Annotated in this window: 18 protein-coding genes; 6 read left to right on the plus strand and 12 right to left on the minus strand. The window is 52.8% G+C overall.

What is annotated here, in order from left to right:
• Window positions 1–234 precede the first annotated feature (234 nt).
• The 4 genes from INT21_RS01610 to arfA all read left to right on the plus strand — a co-directional run bounded on the left by INT21_RS01610 (window position 235) and on the right by arfA (window position 4,560).
• Window positions 235–2,988 (plus strand): nitrate reductase, encoded by a 2,754-nt coding sequence (locus INT21_RS01610; RefSeq protein ID WP_193061423.1) that lies wholly within the window; start codon window positions 235–237, stop codon window positions 2,986–2,988.
• Window positions 2,948–3,337 carry a hypothetical protein gene (locus INT21_RS20305; protein WP_226916776.1) on the plus strand — a complete coding sequence of 130 codons (390 nt, stop codon included), beginning with the start codon at window positions 2,948–2,950 and terminating at the stop codon, window positions 3,335–3,337. Before INT21_RS01610 ends, INT21_RS20305 begins: the two co-directional genes overlap by 41 nt.
• Complete coding sequence (gene cobA / locus INT21_RS01625; protein WP_193061422.1) at window positions 3,325–4,212, plus strand: uroporphyrinogen-III C-methyltransferase; 888 nt, start codon at window positions 3,325–3,327, stop codon at window positions 4,210–4,212. Before INT21_RS20305 ends, cobA begins: the two co-directional genes overlap by 13 nt.
• Before the next feature lie 198 nt (window positions 4,213–4,410).
• The gene (arfA, locus tag INT21_RS01630; RefSeq protein ID WP_193061421.1) at window positions 4,411–4,560 is read left to right on the plus strand and encodes an alternative ribosome rescue factor ArfA; all 150 of its coding nucleotides are present in this window, start codon (window positions 4,411–4,413) and stop codon (window positions 4,558–4,560) included.
• 160 nt (window positions 4,561–4,720) lie between these two features.
• Here the strand turns inward: arfA and INT21_RS01635 are convergent, their stop codons facing one another.
• The 5 genes from INT21_RS01635 to INT21_RS01655 all read right to left on the minus strand — a co-directional run bounded on the left by INT21_RS01635 (window position 4,721) and on the right by INT21_RS01655 (window position 10,007).
• Window positions 4,721–4,969 carry a hypothetical protein gene (locus INT21_RS01635; RefSeq protein WP_193061420.1) on the minus strand — a complete coding sequence of 83 codons (249 nt, stop codon included), beginning with the start codon at window positions 4,967–4,969 and terminating at the stop codon, window positions 4,721–4,723.
• A 302-nt stretch (window positions 4,970–5,271) separates the two neighbouring features.
• Entirely contained in the window at window positions 5,272–7,122 is a 1,851-nt protein-coding gene (locus INT21_RS01640; protein ID WP_193061419.1) for an ABC transporter ATP-binding protein, read from the minus strand.
• A 172-nt stretch (window positions 7,123–7,294) separates the two neighbouring features.
• Window positions 7,295–8,902, minus strand: coding sequence for a gamma-glutamyltransferase family protein (locus INT21_RS01645; RefSeq protein ID WP_193061418.1), 1,608 nt, complete (start codon window positions 8,900–8,902; stop codon window positions 7,295–7,297).
• A gap of 20 nt (window positions 8,903–8,922) precedes the next feature.
• Window positions 8,923–9,453 (minus strand): chromate transporter, encoded by a 531-nt coding sequence (locus INT21_RS01650; RefSeq protein WP_193061417.1) that lies wholly within the window; start codon window positions 9,451–9,453, stop codon window positions 8,923–8,925.
• A complete protein-coding gene (locus INT21_RS01655) occupies window positions 9,450–10,007 on the minus strand; it encodes a chromate transporter (protein WP_193084761.1) in 558 nt (185 codons plus the stop codon). The genes INT21_RS01650 and INT21_RS01655 overlap by 4 nt, the downstream gene beginning before the upstream one ends.
• A 190-nt stretch (window positions 10,008–10,197) precedes the next feature.
• Between INT21_RS01655 and INT21_RS01660 the strand changes: the two genes are divergently transcribed.
• Both INT21_RS01660 and INT21_RS01665 read left to right on the plus strand, forming a co-directional pair.
• On the plus strand, window positions 10,198–10,866 hold the full coding sequence (locus INT21_RS01660) for a GntR family transcriptional regulator (RefSeq protein ID WP_193084762.1): 669 nt from the start codon (window positions 10,198–10,200) through the stop codon (window positions 10,864–10,866).
• Window positions 10,867–10,963: 97 nt separating this feature from the next.
• On the plus strand, window positions 10,964–11,512 hold the full coding sequence (locus INT21_RS01665) for a DUF1415 domain-containing protein (protein WP_095602536.1): 549 nt from the start codon (window positions 10,964–10,966) through the stop codon (window positions 11,510–11,512).
• A gap of 54 nt (window positions 11,513–11,566) precedes the next feature.
• On the opposite strand, the gene INT21_RS01670 is transcribed toward INT21_RS01665, so the two are convergent.
• From INT21_RS01670 to INT21_RS01700, 7 genes are all read right to left on the minus strand, one after another.
• Window positions 11,567–12,061, minus strand: a complete 495-nt coding sequence (locus INT21_RS01670; protein WP_193084763.1) for a GNAT family N-acetyltransferase — start codon at window positions 12,059–12,061, stop codon at window positions 11,567–11,569.
• 23 nt (window positions 12,062–12,084) lie between these two features.
• A complete protein-coding gene (locus INT21_RS01675; protein WP_038482020.1) occupies window positions 12,085–13,077 on the minus strand; it encodes an LLM class flavin-dependent oxidoreductase in 993 nt (330 codons plus the stop codon).
• A gap of 133 nt (window positions 13,078–13,210) precedes the next feature.
• Complete coding sequence (locus INT21_RS01680; protein ID WP_193084764.1) at window positions 13,211–13,897, minus strand: SDR family oxidoreductase; 687 nt, start codon at window positions 13,895–13,897, stop codon at window positions 13,211–13,213.
• Between the two features lie 77 nt (window positions 13,898–13,974).
• Complete coding sequence (locus INT21_RS01685; protein ID WP_193084765.1) at window positions 13,975–15,261, minus strand: nitrate regulatory protein; 1,287 nt, start codon at window positions 15,259–15,261, stop codon at window positions 13,975–13,977.
• A gap of 115 nt (window positions 15,262–15,376) precedes the next feature.
• Window positions 15,377–16,729 (minus strand): NarK family nitrate/nitrite MFS transporter, encoded by a 1,353-nt coding sequence (locus tag INT21_RS01690; protein ID WP_193084766.1) that lies wholly within the window; start codon window positions 16,727–16,729, stop codon window positions 15,377–15,379.
• Between the two features lie 301 nt (window positions 16,730–17,030).
• Window positions 17,031–18,050, minus strand: a complete 1,020-nt coding sequence (locus INT21_RS01695; RefSeq protein WP_193084767.1) for a patatin-like phospholipase family protein — start codon at window positions 18,048–18,050, stop codon at window positions 17,031–17,033.
• Between the two features lie 104 nt (window positions 18,051–18,154).
• Complete coding sequence (locus INT21_RS01700) at window positions 18,155–19,252, minus strand: CZB domain-containing protein (RefSeq protein ID WP_193084768.1); 1,098 nt, start codon at window positions 19,250–19,252, stop codon at window positions 18,155–18,157.
• Window positions 19,253–19,472: the final 220 nt, after the last annotated feature.

A 19,472-nucleotide genomic window follows, 5' to 3' on the forward strand; every position in this document is an offset into this window, starting at 1 on the left:
TTAGAAAAATAACGAGCCGTTAGAAAATGTGTCGCTGTTAGAAATTTGGCAGATGTAAAAGTCTGTAGTGGTAAAAGCTAGTTTGCACCGCTGAAGGTGCGCTGTGGCAACGACGTCCAGCCCTCTTCTCTCAATGTGTTTATAAAGCGCATTAGAGAACGGGACTGGGCGTTTTTTTATGCTCGGCATTTATATACGTATATACGGCGTTCAGGCTCGACCCGAGGAGGTGTTATGCGAGGGGCAAAAGCAGGGCAGCAGTCCACAACGACGCAGCAAGCCAAAACCACATGTCCCTACTGCGGCGTTGGCTGTGGCGTGACGGCAACCGTTGAAGCGGGCACGCTGAGCGCTGTCGAGGGCGACCGCGGGCACCCGGCTAACTACGGGCGTTTGTGCGTCAAAGGTTCTGCGCTACATGAAACCTTGGGACAGCAGGGGCGGTTGACGCACCCTCGCGTCGATGGGGTTGAGGTCTCCTGGGACACCGCCCTAAGCACCACTGCGGAACGCTTAAACATTCTGCGGGCCGAGTATGGCCACCACAGCGTGGCAGCGTATCTTTCTGGTCAGTTGTTAACTGAGGATTACTATGTTGCCAATAAACTGTTTAAAGGCTTTTTGGGCACGCCTCATTTAGATACTAACTCGCGGTTGTGCATGGCCTCAGCGGTGGTGGGTTACAAGCGCGCCTTCGGCGCGGATGCGGTGCCGTGTAACTATGAAGATTTGGAAGAGGCGGAGCTGATCGTGCTGGTGGGGTCCAACTTGGCTTGGAATCATCCGGTGCTCTATCAGCGGATTAAGGTTGCTAAAGAGCGCAATCCGCTGATGCGTTTGGTGGTGATCGACCCACGCGTCACCGATAGCTGTGAAATCGCCGATCTCTACCTGGGGATTAAGCCAGGCAGCGATGCTTATCTGTTTAACGGCCTGCTGGCGTGGATGGCGCAGCGTCGCAAGCTCGATACCCTCTATCTTGAGCGCCACACCGAAGGGTTTGACGATGCCCTGGCGGCGGCCCAGCAAACCGCGGGCTCGGTGGCGGAGGTAGCGGCGGCCTGTGATGTCGACCCCGAGCGCCTGGAAACCTTCTATTACTGGTTTGCCAGCCAGCTGCATGTGGTCACGCTTTACTCCCAGGGCGTCAACCAGTCTTCAAGCGGCACCGATAAGTGCAACGCGATTATTAACTGTCATCTAGCGGGTGGCAAAATTGGCTTGCCGGGGGCAGGGCCATTCTCGATTACCGGCCAGCCCAATGCCATGGGAGGGCGCGAAGTAGGTGGGTTGGCCAACCAGCTAGCCGCGCATATGGATTACCACACTCCAGGCGCCCTCGATCTGGTCAGCCGCTTCTGGACTACCGATAGCTTGACGCCGATCCTGCCGCAAGGGCCCGGCTATAAAGCAGTAGAACTATTTGAGGCTATTGAGCGTGGCGAGATAAAAGTGCTGTGGGTGATGGCCACCAATCCTGCTATCAGCCTGCCCGATGCTGCGCGGGTGCGCGCTGCGTTGGAAAAGTGCCCACTGGTGATTGTTTCCGAGTGCGCTGCCCATACCGACCTGCTGCCTTATGCCGACATTGTGCTGCCTGCCTCGGGGTGGTCGGAAAAAGATGGCACCGTGACTAACTCCGAGCGGCGCATTTCTCGCCAGCGGGGCATGCTGCCGCCCCCAGGTGAAGCCCGCCACGACTGGTGGATAATGTGTGAGGTGGCGAAACGGTTGGGGTTTGCCGAGGCGTTTAGCTATGCGCACCCTTGGGAGATTTTCGACGAGCACGCTCGCCTCTCAGGGTTTGAAAACGGTTCGGTGCCTGATAGCCCGCAGCGGTTGTTTGATATCTCAGGCTTAATAGGGCTGGGCCGGGAGGGTTACGACGCCTTAGCACCCATTCAATGGCCGGTCACAAAAGCCGCACCCCATGGCACTGCTCGGCTGTTTGAGGATGGCGAATTTGCCACCGCCAATGGTCGCGCCAAGTTGCTGGCGATTCATCCCCAAGGGCCTGAACAGGCGCTGAGTGCCGCTTATCCGCTGCGTCTGAACACCGGCCGGATTCGTGATCAGTGGCACACCATGACCCGCACTGCACGCTCACCTCGGTTAATGAATCACCGTGCTGAACCCTTTATGGATGTGCATCCAGAGGATGCCCGCACCGCCGGTGTTATGGATCAAGGGCTGGCGGTGTTAACCGCCGCGAAAGGTGAATTTCGTGCTCGGGTGCGGGTCTCCAATGCCCAGCGCCGCGGTGAGGTCTTCGTACCCATCCATTGGACTGACTGCTTTACCCAGCAGGCCAGAAGCAGCGTGCTGATTGACAGCATTACCGATCCGCTCTCTGGGCAGCCGGAATCGAAACACGGCGCCGTAGCGCTGGCGCCGCTTGCTACTGATTGGCAGGCCACCCTATTGGTTGCCGAAGGGGCAGCGCAGTCAACACCTTGGTGCACCAGTGCCTACTGGACACGTATTCCCATGCGCGGCTGCCAGCGCTGGCAGCTTGCCAATACGCAGTCGGTTAGTGACTGGTTGGCGCTGTTGAAAACGTGGCTGCCCGGCGATGTATCGGTCGTCAGCCAAGACCCCACTAACGGGCGACTGCGCGCCGCCTGCGTGGAAAACGGTCAGTTGCGCTGGTGGCTGATGGTCGGCCCGCCCAACGAGTTGCCAGGGTTAGCGTGGCTGGAAGCGCGCTTTAACGAAGCGGCACTGACCGATACCCACCGCCGCCGCCTATTAGCTGGCTGCGACGACGGCGCCACGGATACCGGCCCGGTGGTCTGCAGCTGCCATCAAGTAGGCCAAACCACCATCGTCCATGCCATCCGTGAGGGCGACATCAGCGTAGAAGCGTTGGGCGCTAGGCTTGCCTGCGGCACCCAGTGCGGTAGCTGTATTCCCGAATTGAAATCACTGATTGAAGAGGAGCGGCCCAATGCCCGCACTAAGCAACCCCTTGCTACTGAAGTGGTTTAACGCCGTGATACGGTTGTCACACCGCGTGCTAACGCCGTGGGTTCAGCAGGCTGCGGACAGACGTTTGCCATTGTGTGGGGAGTGCCGCGCCGGGCAGGTTACTTGGGCGGCGCAACATAGGCTTGCTTACCAATCGGCGCTAAGCGAAAATCGTCAGTTACCCGCTTGGGTGGATGAAGTGCCCAACAAGGTTCTGCATCCTAACTCTCACTACCGTTATCTGGCGCTTTCGGCGTTTGTCTTTGAGCTTCGCTCGCCAAGCCCTGGGATACTCAATCGCGCTAGACAGCCTCTACTGAGCGTGAATCATTACTCATCACTGAGAGGAGCGTCCACATGCGTGCGCTAAGCAAACAACTGACCCAGAAATGGCTTGAGGCCTTTATGCGCCTCAGTCAGCGGGTATTAGCGCCCTTTGGTCGCGAGTCAGCCGAGCGCTTACGCCTCCCTCTAAGCGGTGAGTGCCGTTCTGGAACGGTGTATTTAGTCGGTGCAGGAAGCGGCGATATGGAGCTGCTCACTCTGAAAGCGGCGCGACTGTTAATGCAGGCTGATGCGGTGGTCTATGACCGTTTAGTGGGCGATGATGTGCTGGGGCTGATACCGCCAGGTACTGAACGCTATTACGTGGGGAAAGCAAGCGGGCATCACAGCGTGCCTCAGGATGAGATAGGTGCATTGATCGTCTCGCTTGCTCAGGCGGGTAAGTCGGTTGTACGTTTGAAAGGTGGCGACCCAGGCGTATTTGGGCGTATGGGCGAAGAACTGGGGGCGCTAGCGAATGCCTCAATATCTGCTGAAATAGTGCCAGGTATTACCGCTGCCTCGGCGGCCGCTGCGGGGATGGGGATCCCACTAACAGATCGTGGCCATGCCCAGCAGTTGCGCTTTATTACGGCGCAACTGTGCCGGGAAGGCGGTACGCCGGACTGGGCAACCCTTGCCCGTCAGGATGAAACCCTAGTGTTCTATATGGGGCTTTCCAAAGTAGATGCTATCTGCCACGGCCTTCGCCAAGCGGGCCTGCCCGATACGTGGCCCATTATGTTGGTAGCAAACGCTAGCCAGCCTGAACAGCAATCCTTAGTGGGCACGTTGGCGGACATGCCCGCGCGACTCGCTGCTCAACCGTTACCCTCACCGTGCCTGATTATGGTGGGCAGCGTGGTGAGCATGGTGGCGGAAAGTCCTGCCGCGAGCACGTTAACCACCCATAGTGATTAAGCGTCGGCGTAAGCATCTTGGGAACTTGGCCGATCTCACTGGGTCATACAAGCGGCAGGAACCAATAGGACGGCGGCCACAGTGGGACTAGGTAAACTACTGCGCCGCCCGAGGCGCATTTGTTAATGTCTATTTTATAAAGGCTATTTTTAAAACTGTTTTTCAAATACTGTTTTTTCAAAGACTGAGGTGTACACCGTGAAAAAAGGCAAGATACGCGATAACGCATTGAAAGCGCAGCTGCGAACGCCTATGTTCAAAATGCAGCAGCAAACACCGAAAAAAGGTAAGGGTAGTTACTCCCGTAAAAGTAAGGGTGACGGGCGAGGGTATCGCCAAGCCGCTTGAGCAGGCGTTTTGGCGATGCCTTCCCCAGGCATCTTATTGCTCGGCCTGTTTACCGAGCAACTCTCATCAGCTTCGCCGACCTATTGGGTCGGCTTTTTTAATGGGATTTGATGGGCGCGCATTAAAACGCCCCGGCCACTTCCTGTGACCGGGGCGTTGGCTATGTCAGGCTGCTCCCGCAGCGTGGACACGTTTCATAGGCATCGCGGGTTTCGGCCTGGTGGCGTTGGTTGCGCTGACTTGGTTCCTCTACACCGTGAATAGATACCAGTTGGCCCTGCTCCCAACGTAAGCCAATATCTTTTAACAGGTGCGAGTTGTGGAGACGTGGGTCTTCGTAAAGACGCCGCTGGGTACGATAGTGCTTAACAGCGTTGAGTAGTTTGCGGGTAATTGTTGCTACTGCCATGGGGGCGGTCTCCTGGGTTAGGAGGCCGGGCAACATCGCGATCAGGGAGTATCAAAGGTAACGATAAAACACATGGCCGCGACATCTGCCGCGGCCAATTTTCTCACTACATTTCTGGCGCGCGACAACAATAAGCCGATACCGAATTATTAATAACTCGGTGCAGCTTATTCATTCGAGTCGCGGGGATTTGCCAGCGCATGAGAAGGTCTCTGAGAAAGTCTCGTTAATAAAAATAAAGCTACTTTTTAAAAGCAGTCTTTATCTTTTAACCGATGCTTATAGGAGCGTCAACTGTTCAGTTAACGATAACCCTTGGCTTGAAGCCGAAACAGTTTTGCATACCGACCATTATAAGTAAGCAGTTCTTCATGGGTGCCGCGTTCAGTAATACTCCCTTGGTCAATCACAATGATCTGGTCTGCGCTGCGCACTGTCGAAAAACGGTGGGAAATTAAGATCGTCATTTTATCGTGGCTATGCTCGCGAAAGCGGGCGAATACTTCGGCTTCCGCTGCGGCATCCATCGCTGCGGTAGGCTCATCCAATACTAAAATATCGGCATTGTGACGCATATAAGCGCGTGAAAGCGCTACTTTCTGCCACTGACCACCCGAGAGTTCCTGGCCATTTTTAAACCAACGTCCTAGCTGAGTTTGGTAGCCATGTGGCATGCGGTCGATAAAGCTATCCGCCATGCCATCGTGAGCGGCTTGCTGCCAGCGTTGTTGGTCATCAAAGACTTGGGTGTCGCCAACTCCAAGGTTTTCGCCAACAGAGAGTTGGTAACGCACAAAATCCTGGAAAATAACTCCAACCCGCGTCCGTAATGCCTGGGTATCCCAGTGCTTTAGGTCACTACCGTCCAGCAAAATTCGCCCTTTGGTCGGGTGGTAGAGCCGCGTTAATAGCTTAATCAGCGTGGTTTTGCCCGAGCCGTTTTCCCCGACTAATGCAATACTTTTGCCCGGCGCTAAATGTAGCGAAATATTGTGCAGTACGTCGCTGCCACCGGGGTAGGCAAAGCTGACATGTTCGAAGCGTAACCCATCACCTGGCGTTACACCTTTGGTGAGGTGGCCTTCTTCACCTTCGGTGGGTTGCTCGAGGTATTCGTAAAGATTGGAAAGATAGAGGTTGTCTTCGTACATACCGCTAATAGCAGTCAAACTTGCCGAAAGGGCGCTTTGGCCTTGTTTAAATACCATCAAATACATGGTCATTTGGCCAAGGGTAAGTGCTCCCGCGACAGTTTCAATCACTACCCAGGCGTAGGCAGCGTAAAATGTCAGCGTGCCTAACAGGCCAAGGATAAATCCCCAGCCTTCACGACGTAACGTTAGGCGGCGATCTTCGGCAAATAGTTTGGTAAAGATATCCCGGTAACGCTGGAGAAACAGACCTTCTAAGCCAAAGAGCTTTACCTCTTTGATACTGTCTTCCCGAGCAAGAACCGTTTCTAAATAGATCTGCATACGGGTTTGCGGTGAGCGCCAGCGAAATAGCCGAAAGGCATCGCCGGAAAACTTCGCTTCTGAGAGAAACACGGGCAATGCTCCCACCACCAAGATGAGTAACGCCCAGGGGGAGAACTGCACCAGTAGAAACCCAAAACTAGCTAGTGAAATAGCATTTTGTAGCAACCCAAAGGTTTTATTCACCAGCGCGAGCGGGCGCGTAGACGCTTCCCTCCGTGCCCGAGTGAGCTGGTCGTACAATTCTGAATCTTCAAACTGGCTGAGTGACAGCGTGCCCGCTTTCTCTAGAATCATCACATTAACTTTCTGGCCCAGCAGCGCACGCAGTAGCGATTGCTGGGCCGAAAGGCCACGTTGTGCCAGGGCAATAAACGCAATAATCAGCCCTTCCAAGGCGACTAAGCCTAATACAGGCGTTAGTGTTTCCCAGAGGTTGGGCGAACTCGCCGCCTGGTAGCTTTCCATCGCCGCCACGACGCCATCTACAATCAGTTGGCCGACCCAAGCGGCCACGGCAGGTAGAACCCCTGCCACTAAGGTACATAGCGCTAAGCCCAGCATCATCCAGCGTGAGGTTTCCCACACGAGTGCAAGCGCTCGCCGACTATAGCGGAACACACTAAAGAAACCGCTCAGCGGTGAAGTAGAGGCAGTATCGGACGGTAATGGTGGCATAGTGAGACAGGCAAGTACCTAGCAAGAAAAAGAGTGCCATGATGCGACGCTTTGGCGTTGATAGCCAGCCCACTGCTGTGCAGTGCGTAAACTGCACAGCAGTAGGTGGAGATTGGGCAGTCTTGCAAGGTGGATATTGAAAGGTCGTGGTGAACGTTGGGTGAACGAAAATTTAAAGAGGCAGTACCGCGCCATCGGTGCGCGGCTCGGTACCGCCTTGGAGCACACCGCTGTCAGAGTCGCGTAGAATGATTTGACCCCGGCCAAAAGTAATCGAGTCGGCGACTTTAACGATGTGATGCCCGCGGCGGGCTAGGGCAAGTGCTAAGTGGTTGGGGAAATCGGCTTCGACCTCAATTGTTTTGCCGTTGGTCCACTTCCAGCGCGGCATATCCAGTGCTGCCTGTGGGTTTAAGTGATCCTCTAGCATCGCTGTTACTACCTGCACATGACCTTGAGGCTGCATGTAGCCACCCATCACGCCAAAGGGCCCAACAGCTTGGTTATCTTTGGTAATAAAGCCGGGGATGATAGTGTGGTAAGTGCGTTTGCCGGGGGCTAACGCGTTGGGATGTTGTGGATCAAGGGAGAATGACCAACCACGGTTTTGCAGGCTGATACCGGTGCCAGGCACGACCATTCCAGAACCAAAACCTTCAAAATTGCTTTGAATGAATGACACCATATTACCGTCATCATCCGCTGTTGCTAGGTAGACGGTGCCGCCCTTTAGCGGATTGCCATGGGCCGGGTTAATGGCGTCTTGGCCAATAAGGCCTGCGCGTTGCGAGAGGTACTCGCTCGATAGCATTTGCTCAACGCTGGGTTGCATTGCACAGCGTTCAGTAATGTAGCGTAAGCCATCTACGTAACCCAGTTTTGTTGCTTCGATACGGCGGTGAAGGGTTTCCACCGGATCTTTCGATTGGTCATCTAGTGACTCAAGTATCCCCAGCGCTTGGAGCACAATTAACCCGCTGCCGTTGGGGGGGATTTCCCAAATATCATGGCCCCGATACCGGACACTGATGGGTTTGACCCACTCCGGCTTGAATGCTTGTAAATCTTCTTTGCGTAAGAAGCCGCCATGCTGACGTGAAAAGGCATCCATCGCATCTGCTAGGCTTCCTTGATAAAACGCATCTGCATGGCTGTTGGCAATTTCACGCAGCGTTTTTGCCATATCTGGAGAGCGCCAAACATCACCCGCTTTGGGGGCGTGCCCGTTGGACGTAAAGTGCGTAAACCAGGGGGTAAACTCTGCTGCTTGGTATTGACCATAGCGCTTTACGGCGCGTTCCCATAGCTGACTCGCTACTGGAGATATAGCAAAACCTTCTTCGGCTAATTCTATTGCTGGTGCTAACAACTGCTCAAACGGCAGTTTACCAAAACGCTCTGAAAGCGCAGCCCAAGCGCCAGGCGCACCCGGCACGGTGACCGGGACTAATCCATGGGCAGGCATTTCCTCATGGCCCAAGGCCTTAACGGCATCACATGAAATACTCTTAGGAGCAGGGCCGCTAGCATTGAGGCCATGTAGCTCACCTTTTACCCATACCAGAGCAAAGGCATCGCTACCGATACCGTTCGAGGTAGGCTCAACAACGGTTAACGTAGCGGCTGTCGCAATGGCAGCATCAATGGCATTGCCGCCTTTGCGTAAAATATCAACACCTATCTGTGCCGCAAGCGATTGAGATGTCGCAACCATCCCGCGTTTGCCAAAGGTAACCATGCGACGTGAAGCGGAAGGGTAATAGTGTGGATCAGTGTGCATGCCAGTCCTCGCATTTTTTGTTAGCTAATAAAAAGAGCGCCATAAGCTAAAGCACCCATAACCACAAAGGCGGGATGCATGTTGAAGCGTAACAAGGCGATAGCAGCCGCTATGCCGATAATCAGCGTATGGATAGCCCCGCTGGTGTTAAGGCTTTCGAGTAGAAAGCCCAAGGTTAACCACGCCATCATGATGGCGATGACTGGGCGTACCCACTGGCTCATACGCTTGACACGGGGAGAGTCACGGTGACGGTAAAGTAGCCCCAGTGCTCCTAGCATCAACAGTAAAGAGGGAATAACCGTCGCGGAAACAGCTACAAATGCGCCGCCAACGCCTGCGATGTCATAGCCAATATAGCCCGCCATTTTAGTTGCAATAGGGCTGGGGAGGGCGTTGCCCAAGGCGAGTGTTTCGGCGAACTCCTGAGAGGTCATCCAGCCATAACGGCCAACCACCTCGGCTTCAACAAGAGGAATAATCGCGGGGCCACCGCCATAGCCAATAATGTTAGGAATAAAAAACGCTAAGAAAAGCTCCCAATAAATCATGCTGAGCCCTCGACGCGTTTTTTAGCCGTTGGACGCAGTAAGGCTGTTAATAGGATGGCACCAATGACCCAGCCAGGATGCACACCCAGCCAATAAATTAATCCACCTGCAATAACTGCCATTAGTGCGCTTGCAAGCCAGCCAAGAGCTGCTTGAGATTTGTCGAAAAAATCCCAGGTTAATTGCCCCATCATGATCATAACGACAGGGATGACTGCCTGCCCCATGCCGCGTATCCAGGCAACGTCGCGATAGCGACTAAAAATACCGAGCATGACAATCATTGCCACAATCATAGGCACAATCACGGCAATAACCGCCGCAATACAGCCGCTGATGCCGCCAACCCGGTAGCCGATATAGCCAGGCATCTTAGTCGCGATAGGGCCGGGCAGCGTGTTGCCAATGGCAAGTACGTCGGCAAACTCCTCATCGGTTAGCCACTTGTGCCGCGTCACAACTTCAGCACGTACTAGCGGTATCATGGCAGGCCCCCCGCCGAAGCCGAGGATGCCAACACGCAAGAAAGCCCAAAAGAGTGCCGACTGTTTCATATGCCCAGTGCCATTAGCAGCGGCATCTCAATTAAAAGCATCAATTTTGCCTCTTCATCGTTTATTTTATTTAAAATCGATTTTTCTGAATAAAATAGAATATAGGTTAGGCTATTGTGAGACGTCAACACCTAGCTCTAGAATCTCCGTTAACAGACGCGTTCGCGAAGATGCGCAAAAGGATCATGGAATGAACAAGCACATCCCACCTCCTGCTGATACAGCCTCCAGTCCTATTTATGATGCGTTGCGCAGAGATTTAGTCGGTGGCCGCTTTGCGGCTGGAGAAAAATTAGCCATTAATGCGCTGAAAGAGCATTACCAAGTAGGGCTAAGCCCGCTGCGTGAAGCATTAAATAAACTGGCGGCGTACGGCTTATTAATCCAAGAAAACCAACGTGGCTTCAGGGTTCCGAAGCTGTCGAGGGAGGAGCTGGATGATATTGCGCGCCTGCGCACTGAACTAGAGGGCATGGCGTTTGAGCGTGCCATTGCCCACGGCGATGCGGTATGGGAAGCCGATCTTTTAGCAGCGGCTCATCGCTTAAAACGTGCGGATGTATCACTCGATAAAGGGGAGGAGTGGGAACGTCTACATACTCAGTTCCATCGCACTCTGGTGGCGCCTTGTGGGTCGGTGTGGTTGCTGCGATTTATAGAGCAGCTGCACGATCAGTTTGATCGCTATCGCCGCTTGGGGCCCAAAATGCCCTCTATTCGCCAAGAGTTGGACGAGCAACACCATCAATTGGTGGAACTGGCGTTAAACAGAGATGGAAAAGCGGCTCGGGCCCTAATGGATGATCATATTCATAAGTCTTATGAAGTAGCGTTGGCACGGTACCAGGCGCACACCTGAAGCATTTGCTTGTTCTTGCAGGTACACTATTTCTTACCGGTACACGGGCAGGTCCTAGCCGTGGTAGTAGCCACTCTAATGTAAGGTAGTAGGCGTGATGCAAGAGGCGGATAATCAGATAGCAGAGCAGACGTTAGCGTGGGTGCGCAGCTTTATTGTGGAACACAATATATGCCCGTTTGCTAAGCGCGAGCTTGATGGCGGTAACGTTCGGGTCGAGGTGGTACGCTCGAAAAAAATCGACGTGGCATTGGAGGAACTAATAGCCGAAGTAGAGTGGCTGAACGAGCATCCAGAAACGGAAACCACACTGCTGGTGTTTCCCACGCTGTTTAAAAGCTTCGATCACTACCTGGATTATGTCGAACTTGCCGAAAGCCTGCTGGCAGACCTGGGGTATGAGGGTGTTTATCAGTTAGCAACCTTCCATCCTGATTACTGTTTTGCCGATGCTGAGCCTGAAGATGCGGCGAATTACACTAACCGCTCGCCCTACGCGATGGTTCATCTATTGCGCGAGGCCAGTGTCGAAAAAGCGATTGCTTTTTACGGTGATACGGAACAAATCCCAGAGCGAAATATTGCCCATTTAACCGAGTTGGGCAGCGCCGCCGCTGAAGAGCTTCTACAACGCTGCCTTAAGTAACCCGGTGACCTATGATGCCCTACCAATAAAGCGTGCCATTTTATCAAGTGGCCACTAAAGCGCTTTATACATTACGTAGCTATCGACTAACCCCTGGGATGCGTGCCGATAGGCGTTAGGAATCGTGCCGACAATCGCGAACCCTAGCCGTTGCCACAGGGCGACGGCCACTTGGTTTGTGGCCACCACGGCATTAAATTGCATCGCTTCAAAGCCATGTTGGCGTGCTATATGCTGCGAGTGTTCGCACATCTGGCGGGCGACACCTTTCCCCCTAGCAGCAGGCGTTACCATATAGCCGCAGTTACAAATGTGTTGGCCAGGGCCTGCTGCATTGGCTTTTAGATAGTAAGTGCCTAGTAATACGCCTTGATCATCTTTTACCGCAAATGACGCTCTGGGCTGCTGACACCACAATGCATAAGCTGCTGCAAAGGTAATATCAGGATCGATAGCGTACGTTTCTTGAGCGCTAACGATGGACTGAAAAGTAGGCCAGAAGACCGTGAAGTCCTCTTGCGTCATGGGTGTAAAGCTAAGTGTGGTCATGGTTTTGGCGTTTAGTTAATGGGTTATCGAGCGACATCTGCCACAATTTCATAGCTACGCAAGCGGTCGGCATGATCATAAAAGTCGCTATTGATCATTAACTCGTCAGCGCCCGTACGCGCCTGAAAGGCCTCTAGCTCAGCTTTGACCGTATCGGGCCCACCAATGATGGCGGCACCAAGGAACTGGCTTACTTGGGAGCGCTCCATCGGGGTCCAGTCCATCTGTTCAACCGGGGGCAGCGACTGGGTCGGCTTGCCTCGAATAAGGCTAAGAAATTTCTGTTGAGAGGTTGTTGCCAAGTAATGAGCCATGGCATCGCTTTCTGCGGCGATAACAGGTAGCCCTACCATGGCATGAGGTTTATCTAAGTGCTCCGACGGCCGGAAATTATCACGATAAAGCCGCAACGCTTCAAATAAGTATCCCGGCGCAAACTGGGCCGCAAACGCAAAGGGGAGTCCGAGTTTTGCGGCTAATTGAGCACTATAACCGCTAGAACCGAGTAGCCAGATAGGTACGTGGGTGCCTTGTCCAGGGACGGCTTTCACACGCTGCTGTGGGTCCGCATCCGCTAAGTAGCTTTGTAACTCATTTAGCAGCTGTGGAAAGTCATCGACGCCCGCCTGTGCATTGCGGCGCATCGCCTGCATGGTGGCGCCATCTGAGCCGGGCGCACGGCCCAGTCCTAAATCAATCCGGCCTGGGTAAAGTGTTTCTAAGGTGCCGAACTGCTCGGCAATCACCAGGGGTGGATGGTTAGGTAGCATGATGCCACCGCTGCCCACGCGTATAGTGGAAGTTTGCCCAGCAACATGACCAATTAATACGGCAGTTGCTGCGCTGGCGATGCCAGCAATATTGTGGTGTTCAGCCAGCCAGTAACGCGTATAGCCGAGCTGTTCTGTCCGTTGCGCTAGGGACACGCTGTTGCGAAATGTTTCTTCAGCGCTACCACCTTGACGAATCGGTGCTAGATCGAGCACGGAAAGGGCGGTATTGGCGAGTTGGCTCATGGGGCACCTGCATTTAAAAGCGTATGGGCGGCTAAATTAACGGCGTTATTTATTAGCACGCTAGGTATTCCAGTGTTATGTGGGCAGGTAAGAAGAAATGCAAGGTGCCATTATTGTCCGTTCGCAGCGTCGATTAATCAGTGGGTGGCGTTGGCCGAATTAAAATCTCGTTCACATCGACGTGTGGTGGTTGAGAAAGTGCATAAATCACGGCGTTGGCAATATCGCGATCTTCAAGCGCATGCTCTGGTGGCTTATCAAAGAAAGGGGTATCCACCATGCCCGGTTCAATCAAGGTAACGCGCATGCCCGTTCCGCGTAGCTCTTCACGCAAGTTATAGCCTATACCGGTCACTGCCCATTTTGTGGCGCTATACATCGAGCCTGGAATCGTAGTTCGTCCAGCAGCTGAGCCGGTTAATAGTACATGCCCTTTGCTCCGCTTTAGCGCGGGAAGGCATGCCTGAAGCGTTAGCCCTACACCGTAAATATTGGTCAGGATCATCTCACGCCAAGCGTCGTGATCTGCACCGCTAAAACCGCCGGGAGAACCACCGCGCCCAGCATTTGCAAAGACTGCATCAATACGCCCAAATGTTTCAATCGCTTGATCGACCATTGCTTGCTGTTGCGCCATGTCGGTGACATCCAACGCACATGTCAGCACGTTTTCTGGGCCAAGCTCCTGGGATAGTGCAGTAAGTTTGTCGGTAGAGCGGGCGGCAAGTATCAGCTTATAACCTTCACGTGAGGCTGCTCGCGCGGTGGCGGCACCAATTCCACTTGAGGCGCCAGTGATCATTAGGACACGGTGCTGCATAGCGTGTGCTCCTAGCTCATTCAGAAAGGGGAGATATAAGAATGGCTAATTGTCCACCGTGTTGCAAATGAGCTGTTTCAGCTTGTGTGCGTGTTTTCGTCTTTGCGTTTGAGCATAGATGAAAGGTCGAGTATCGACTGCGCCATATCGGCCATACTTTTACTGTGATCCATCGAGGTTTTACGTAAAAAACGGTAAGCCTCTTCTTCGGTCATCTCCTGGTGGGCCATGATAAGGCCTTTGGCGCGTTCGATGAGCTTACGTTCACGCAGGGCTTTACGGGTATTTTCCAGCTCATCGCTAAGACCTTGAAGGTGGCTCGACTGGGCATGGGCAAGCTCAATCAGTGAACGTCCTAATGGAGAGATTAAAGCGCTAGCTGTCAGCTCTCCTAATGGTTGTGTATCGCTTAAGGCAAGAAGCTGCTCACAGGGAGCAAGAGTTGGCTGGTTAGGAGGTGTTTTAGCCTGCTCTAACGTCGAATGCACCTGAGCGATTTTTTGATGACATAGCGCCGTTAATTGGCGGTTTAGGATGTCCTCAACGGCTTTGATGCTATCAATGCGTAATGTGGTTAGGTCGTACCATGTTTCGCTAAGCGTTTTGTCTACGCGGCCTTCTTGATGAGAGTGTTGGCAAACATGTTGGTAAGCAATGTTACGAAGCTGCTGAATCCCCGCGAGTGTTCGCGGCGAGAGAGTCTGCTGCCAAACAAGCTTAGCTTCAGGTGAGGCAAACTCTTCAAAGGTGTCGAAGCAGCGCTGCTGATCGCGTACTAATTGGTGAATCAATTCGCGATGGGCATCGTCGAAATGCCCATGGGTAAAGCCAAAGGCACCACAGGCACGTTCTTGCCCAGCTAGCTCTTTGCCTTGCATAAGGTGGAAGATAGCCACCAGTGCGCGAGTGATATCCGGGTCTACTGAGGTATCTGCTGCTTCAAATACAATGGCGAGAAGCCCACTAATTAAGTGGTTAAAGGCCTGGGTTGCCGCATCAGGAGAGATCGCAAACGAAAGAATGGCTTGCCGCAACGTGTTTAGGTCATCCAGGGCAAGCCACACCGCCGCGATCCGCCTGAGTAAGCGTGCCGCTGCCTGTGGTCGTGCTTCTTCGGTAAGCGCTTCTAGTCGCTGGCGCATAACGGTCTCGGCTTCTTGGCTATGCTGTACAAATTCCTTTCGCCGAGTAGCAAACCGTTTACCTTTCGAGACAAGGTAAATCGTCGAGGCGCCTCGTTCACGTTGGAGCGCATGGATAAAACCGCTAATGTCGCCAACGATCTCTGAGGTAGTGGCTAGGTGGTGCAGGCTATCGATATCGCATCGAAGGGCGGTTAAGAGTAGCTGTTGGGCTGAAGACATAGTGGTTTCCTTTTACTCCCCGCCTGAGATGAAATCCCCTCTGTTGCGATAAGTGTCGCGAAAACGTGTCGTAAAAAATCGTCGCGGATAAAGCGTACAGAGGGGTAAGTGAATTCTAACGCAGCGAGAGTGCGCCTGCGCTCGTATCGTCGCCAACCGCATCACGATAGGCAGTTGCTTCTTCAGCTTCTGTGGCATCGCTGAAACGTACTACCAGTACACAGGAAGCAAGCACTAATACGGTAATGCCAAGGTAAAAAAGCCCTTGTTGGTAGCCAAGACTTTCACTACGGAACAGAAAGGCGGCGGATACGGCACCTACGTTTCCACCCGCCCCCACGATACCGGCAACAGCACCGAGTGCTTTTTTATTGATAAAGGGTACCACGCCAAATGTTGCTCCTTCGGCCATTTGAACAAACAGGCTAAAGACCAGCATGATGCCGATTGCGAGGCTTAAGACATGCATTTGTGAGAAGGCAATGAGCGCTATTCCTTCACACACCAAGGCGATAAACAGCCAGCGAACTCGCCCTTTTAAACCACCTTGTTTGGCGAACAGGTCTGAAAAAACGCCGCCAAGGGTACGGGCAAAAATATTCATTAGGCCAAATAAACCAGCGATTAAACCAGCGGTCGCCAGGGTCAGATCAAACTTGTCGAAGAAGTAGATAGCGGCAATATTATTGATGGTTAGTTCGACGCCAAAGCAGAGCCCGTAAACAATAAACAGCGCCCATACGCGAATATCTTTTGCTGCGGCTAGAAAGCTTTGTACTGCGCTATTTTCACCTGTGGCTTCGGGTAACTCACCGCGGGCGCGCAGGTCGCTAAAGTTGCCATCGGGAGCGTCTTGGGTAAACAGCCAATAGCCAATCCCAGTAAAAAACAGTACGACGCCAGGCACTACCATTGCTAAGCGCCACCCTAGCGTTTCACTAACGCCAAGCATTAGTAGACCTGAGAAGATCAACGGCATCAGAATTTGCGTCGTACCGCCGCCCAAGTTTCCCCAGCCAGCACTTGTCGCATTGGCGGTGCCAACGACATTTGGCGCAAACATCATCGTGGTGTGATATTGGGTGATCACAAAGGATGCGCCGATGGCTCCGATGGCTAAGCGAGCGAGTAAGAAGGTCTCAAAGCTATTGGCAAAACCTATGCCCATAACGGGCACAGCGCCGAGCATCAACAAACCGGTATAGGTTTTACGAGGCCCAATTTTATCGCATAGCACGCCAATGAGCAGGCGGACGATAACGGTAATAGCAACGGAGGCAATAATGGTATTGCCGATCTGCGTTTGGGTGAGTGATAAATCTTCACGGACCACTGCCATCAGTGGAGCGATGCCAAACCAGCCAAAAAAGCAGATATGGAACGCGAACCAAGAAAAGTGGAACGCGCGCATTTGAGGGGTAGAGAAGTTTAATAGCCGAATGCGGTTAGCTTTATTGCGAATGTCCATGGATGGCCTCACAGAGCACGATACGAGTGGGTCAAAACATGGCGCTTGGAAAGGCGCTATGTTGTTAACGAGAACATGCCTTCGCCATTGAAGGGCAGGCTCGACGCACTCGTACCCGTTGGGCCTGGTCCACGCCTACCATCATTCAGTAAGAGTGAAGCAATTAGTTCGCCATAAGATTATTTTAATTTTAAAATCAGTTTCTTATGTGTGTTTGTTTAATAGGTGGAGAGTTTCAGTAGGCTGGTAATGCACCAAGGTGGCGCATCTGCGGTGAAGACGTGCGACACCTGAGTGCTGGTTATTCGTGCAAATAAACAGCGTCAATATCCAGTGTTGAACTTTCACCTATCGCTTCAAAGTGAGTTTCTAGCCAGCGTTCGGCGGCATCACGCCCTTGCTCAAACAGATGACATAGAAACGCCCATTCTGAATTCATTTTGCTAGATACCGAGAGGTCCTCTAGCGCCTGTTCGCCACTGATACGGTGGAAGAGCGCTTGCTGATAGCAGTTTTCGATGCCCTGTTCATCCAGTGTGCGCTTAAGCAGCGCAATCATGCGTATTTCTTTAATCAGGGCGGAATTAAAGGTAATTTCATTTAGTCGATTCATTATGGCTGAGGCAGACGTGGGGACTTCTTCTCTACTGATGGGGTTAATCTGTACCAACAGAATGTCGCGTGCGCTGCACTCCTCCATTAAAGGGAACAGCGCTGGGTTACCCATATAACCGCCATCCCAGTACGCTTCACCCTCTATCTCAACGGCTTGAAATACAAATGGCAGGCAAGCAGAGGCCATCACCGCATCTACACTCATCTCTTCGCGGCGAAAGACGCGCTGTTTTCCAGTACGAACGTTAGTGGCTGTCACAAATAGCTTAAGCTGCTCACAACGTCTTACACGTTCGAAATCAATATGTTCGGCGACAATGTCACGCAATGGATTAATATTCAGAGGGTTCAGTTGGTAGGGGGATACCAGGCGGCTTAAAAGGTCCATAGCCACATAACCCGGTGAGTGATCGAGAGACCAGTTTCCGGTAAGTACATCAAGTGGTGAGCGGCGAATTGGGCTCGCCATACCCGCTCGACTAACCGCTTTCCAAAACTGGTGTAACGCTTGGCGAGCCGTTTCTTTGTTACCGCGGGTGAGGGCGTCTGCCATGACCACACCATTCATTGCGCCAGCGCTTGTGCCACTGATGCCCTCTATTTCGATACGGTCATCTTCAAGTAAGCGGTCGATGACACCCCATGTATAAGCACCGTGGGCTCCACCGCCCTGTAAAGCGAGATCTAGCTTTTTGATCTGCGACATTGCCTTCCCTGCTGAGTGAGTGATTAAAAGCGCAGTAACCCACTCAGCATGGCATAAAAGGGTGTGATATGTGTACGCCTGCTAGGCAGGCGTACAGCACGTCATCAAGGTGAATCTGCTAATGGTGAGGGGCGCCCATTTGAAAGGGGAACCTCATAAACAGCATGCTCCATCAGTTTATCAAGCTGGAGCGCTAGCTGGCTGCTGGCTTCTTCCATCATAGCCAGTGCCGCAAGCTGGCCATTATGATCACCTTGGCGGGCAAACTTAAGTGCTTCTAAACCGCTTTCATGAAAACGCTTATGTGGTGCCGCCAGCGCTTTGTAAGCCTCCGTATGCTTATAGCGACGACCGTCCCCCATAAAGTACCAGTGCCCAAGCGTGCAGTGCTGGTGATCTTCTAAATTCTCTTCCAGATGAGCAGAGAGTAGTTGCCTATAAAGGCGGCTTTTCCATACCGCATGCTCGAGTTTGGCGGCGTGCAAATAAGCCGTGGTTGTACTGTGGTGTATGACCTTATACATATGGCGTGACTGGTCTATCAACTGCTCAATGACATGCTCTGCTGCTTGGGCAGCGCTGGTTAGGGCCTTTATTTCCTGCTGCTGGTAATCACGGATCTTTGCATCTTCATTTACTTGCGATGCGGTGCGCTCGATCCACTGCGCTAGCTGATGTGCTAATTGCCGAGAGTGTTCTGATAACGCTTGCAGGTCCTGCACAATCGCTGGCATGCCTTCCGGCTGTTTATGAAAGTGGGCAACTTCCAAGGCCGCAGTAATGGCTAACGCTTGTGTATGGCCTGCGCTGTGCCCTAATTCGACACTCAACTGACGTATCTCGTGGAAGGCTTGCTCAGTCACTAACGAGGACGATAAATACGCGTCTATTTGCTGGCAGCGTTGGCGGTGTTGCTGCAACGTTTGTGCGCTTTGCTCGGCTTTATGGAGACGGCCGAAGGTGTCAGTAAGTGTCGATTGCTCGGCAGCAAGGTGCTGAGCGTGCACTTCTACGCCCTTGCTCAATGAGCAAAGCATGTCCGCGCCTCTAGCCTGAAGCATGCTGAGCGACTCAACCGGCGTCATCAAGCTGATCGCGCGACAGCGGTGGCGCTTTTTTTCAGCCTCTAATTGGGCATTCAACGCTGCCACTTCTTGCTCTAGGCGATGGATAGTTTGATACGGATGCATAAAAGCAAACATGGCCAGTACCTGCAAAATAGTAAATAGCTTTGTGATGTTTTGTCACAAAGTATTGCAGGTGGTTGCCGTGCGTGCCGGAGTTACCTTGTATTAATGATGAAAACCAGTCTCTGGCGTTTTTGAGGACTATGTTTCTTAATGTATCCGGATCAGTCTCAAAGACCAGTCTCAAAGGCGAATTTTAAAGACCAGCTTTAAGGCTGGTCTCACAAAGTGGGCA

This window comes from Halomonas sp. 3F2F, assembly GCF_014897805.1.
GTDB lineage: Bacteria > Pseudomonadota > Gammaproteobacteria > Pseudomonadales > Halomonadaceae > Vreelandella.

Coding starts and splice junctions, on each gene's coding strand:
- INT21_RS01610 (WP_193061423.1), top strand. CDS start 235: ATGCGAGGGGCAAAAGCAGGGCAGCAGTCCACAACGACGCAGCAAGCC.
- INT21_RS20305 (WP_226916776.1), top strand. CDS start 2,948: ATGCCCGCACTAAGCAACCCCTTGCTACTGAAGTGGTTTAACGCCGTG.
- cobA (WP_193061422.1), top strand. CDS start 3,325: ATGCGTGCGCTAAGCAAACAACTGACCCAGAAATGGCTTGAGGCCTTT.
- INT21_RS01635 (WP_193061420.1), bottom strand. CDS start 4,969: ATGGCAGTAGCAACAATTACCCGCAAACTACTCAACGCTGTTAAGCAC.
- INT21_RS01640 (WP_193061419.1), bottom strand. CDS start 7,122: ATGCCACCATTACCGTCCGATACTGCCTCTACTTCACCGCTGAGCGGT.
- INT21_RS01645 (WP_193061418.1), bottom strand. CDS start 8,902: ATGCACACTGATCCACACTATTACCCTTCCGCTTCACGTCGCATGGTT.
- INT21_RS01650 (WP_193061417.1), bottom strand. CDS start 9,453: ATGATTTATTGGGAGCTTTTCTTAGCGTTTTTTATTCCTAACATTATT.
- INT21_RS01655 (WP_193084761.1), bottom strand. CDS start 10,007: ATGAAACAGTCGGCACTCTTTTGGGCTTTCTTGCGTGTTGGCATCCTC.
- INT21_RS01660 (WP_193084762.1), top strand. CDS start 10,198: ATGAACAAGCACATCCCACCTCCTGCTGATACAGCCTCCAGTCCTATT.
- INT21_RS01665 (WP_095602536.1), top strand. CDS start 10,964: ATGCAAGAGGCGGATAATCAGATAGCAGAGCAGACGTTAGCGTGGGTG.
- INT21_RS01670 (WP_193084763.1), bottom strand. CDS start 12,061: ATGACCACACTTAGCTTTACACCCATGACGCAAGAGGACTTCACGGTC.
- INT21_RS01675 (WP_038482020.1), bottom strand. CDS start 13,077: ATGAGCCAACTCGCCAATACCGCCCTTTCCGTGCTCGATCTAGCACCG.
- INT21_RS01680 (WP_193084764.1), bottom strand. CDS start 13,897: ATGCAGCACCGTGTCCTAATGATCACTGGCGCCTCAAGTGGAATTGGT.
- INT21_RS01685 (WP_193084765.1), bottom strand. CDS start 15,261: ATGTCTTCAGCCCAACAGCTACTCTTAACCGCCCTTCGATGCGATATC.
- INT21_RS01690 (WP_193084766.1), bottom strand. CDS start 16,729: ATGGACATTCGCAATAAAGCTAACCGCATTCGGCTATTAAACTTCTCT.
- INT21_RS01695 (WP_193084767.1), bottom strand. CDS start 18,050: ATGTCGCAGATCAAAAAGCTAGATCTCGCTTTACAGGGCGGTGGAGCC.
- INT21_RS01700 (WP_193084768.1), bottom strand. CDS start 19,252: ATGTTTGCTTTTATGCATCCGTATCAAACTATCCATCGCCTAGAGCAA.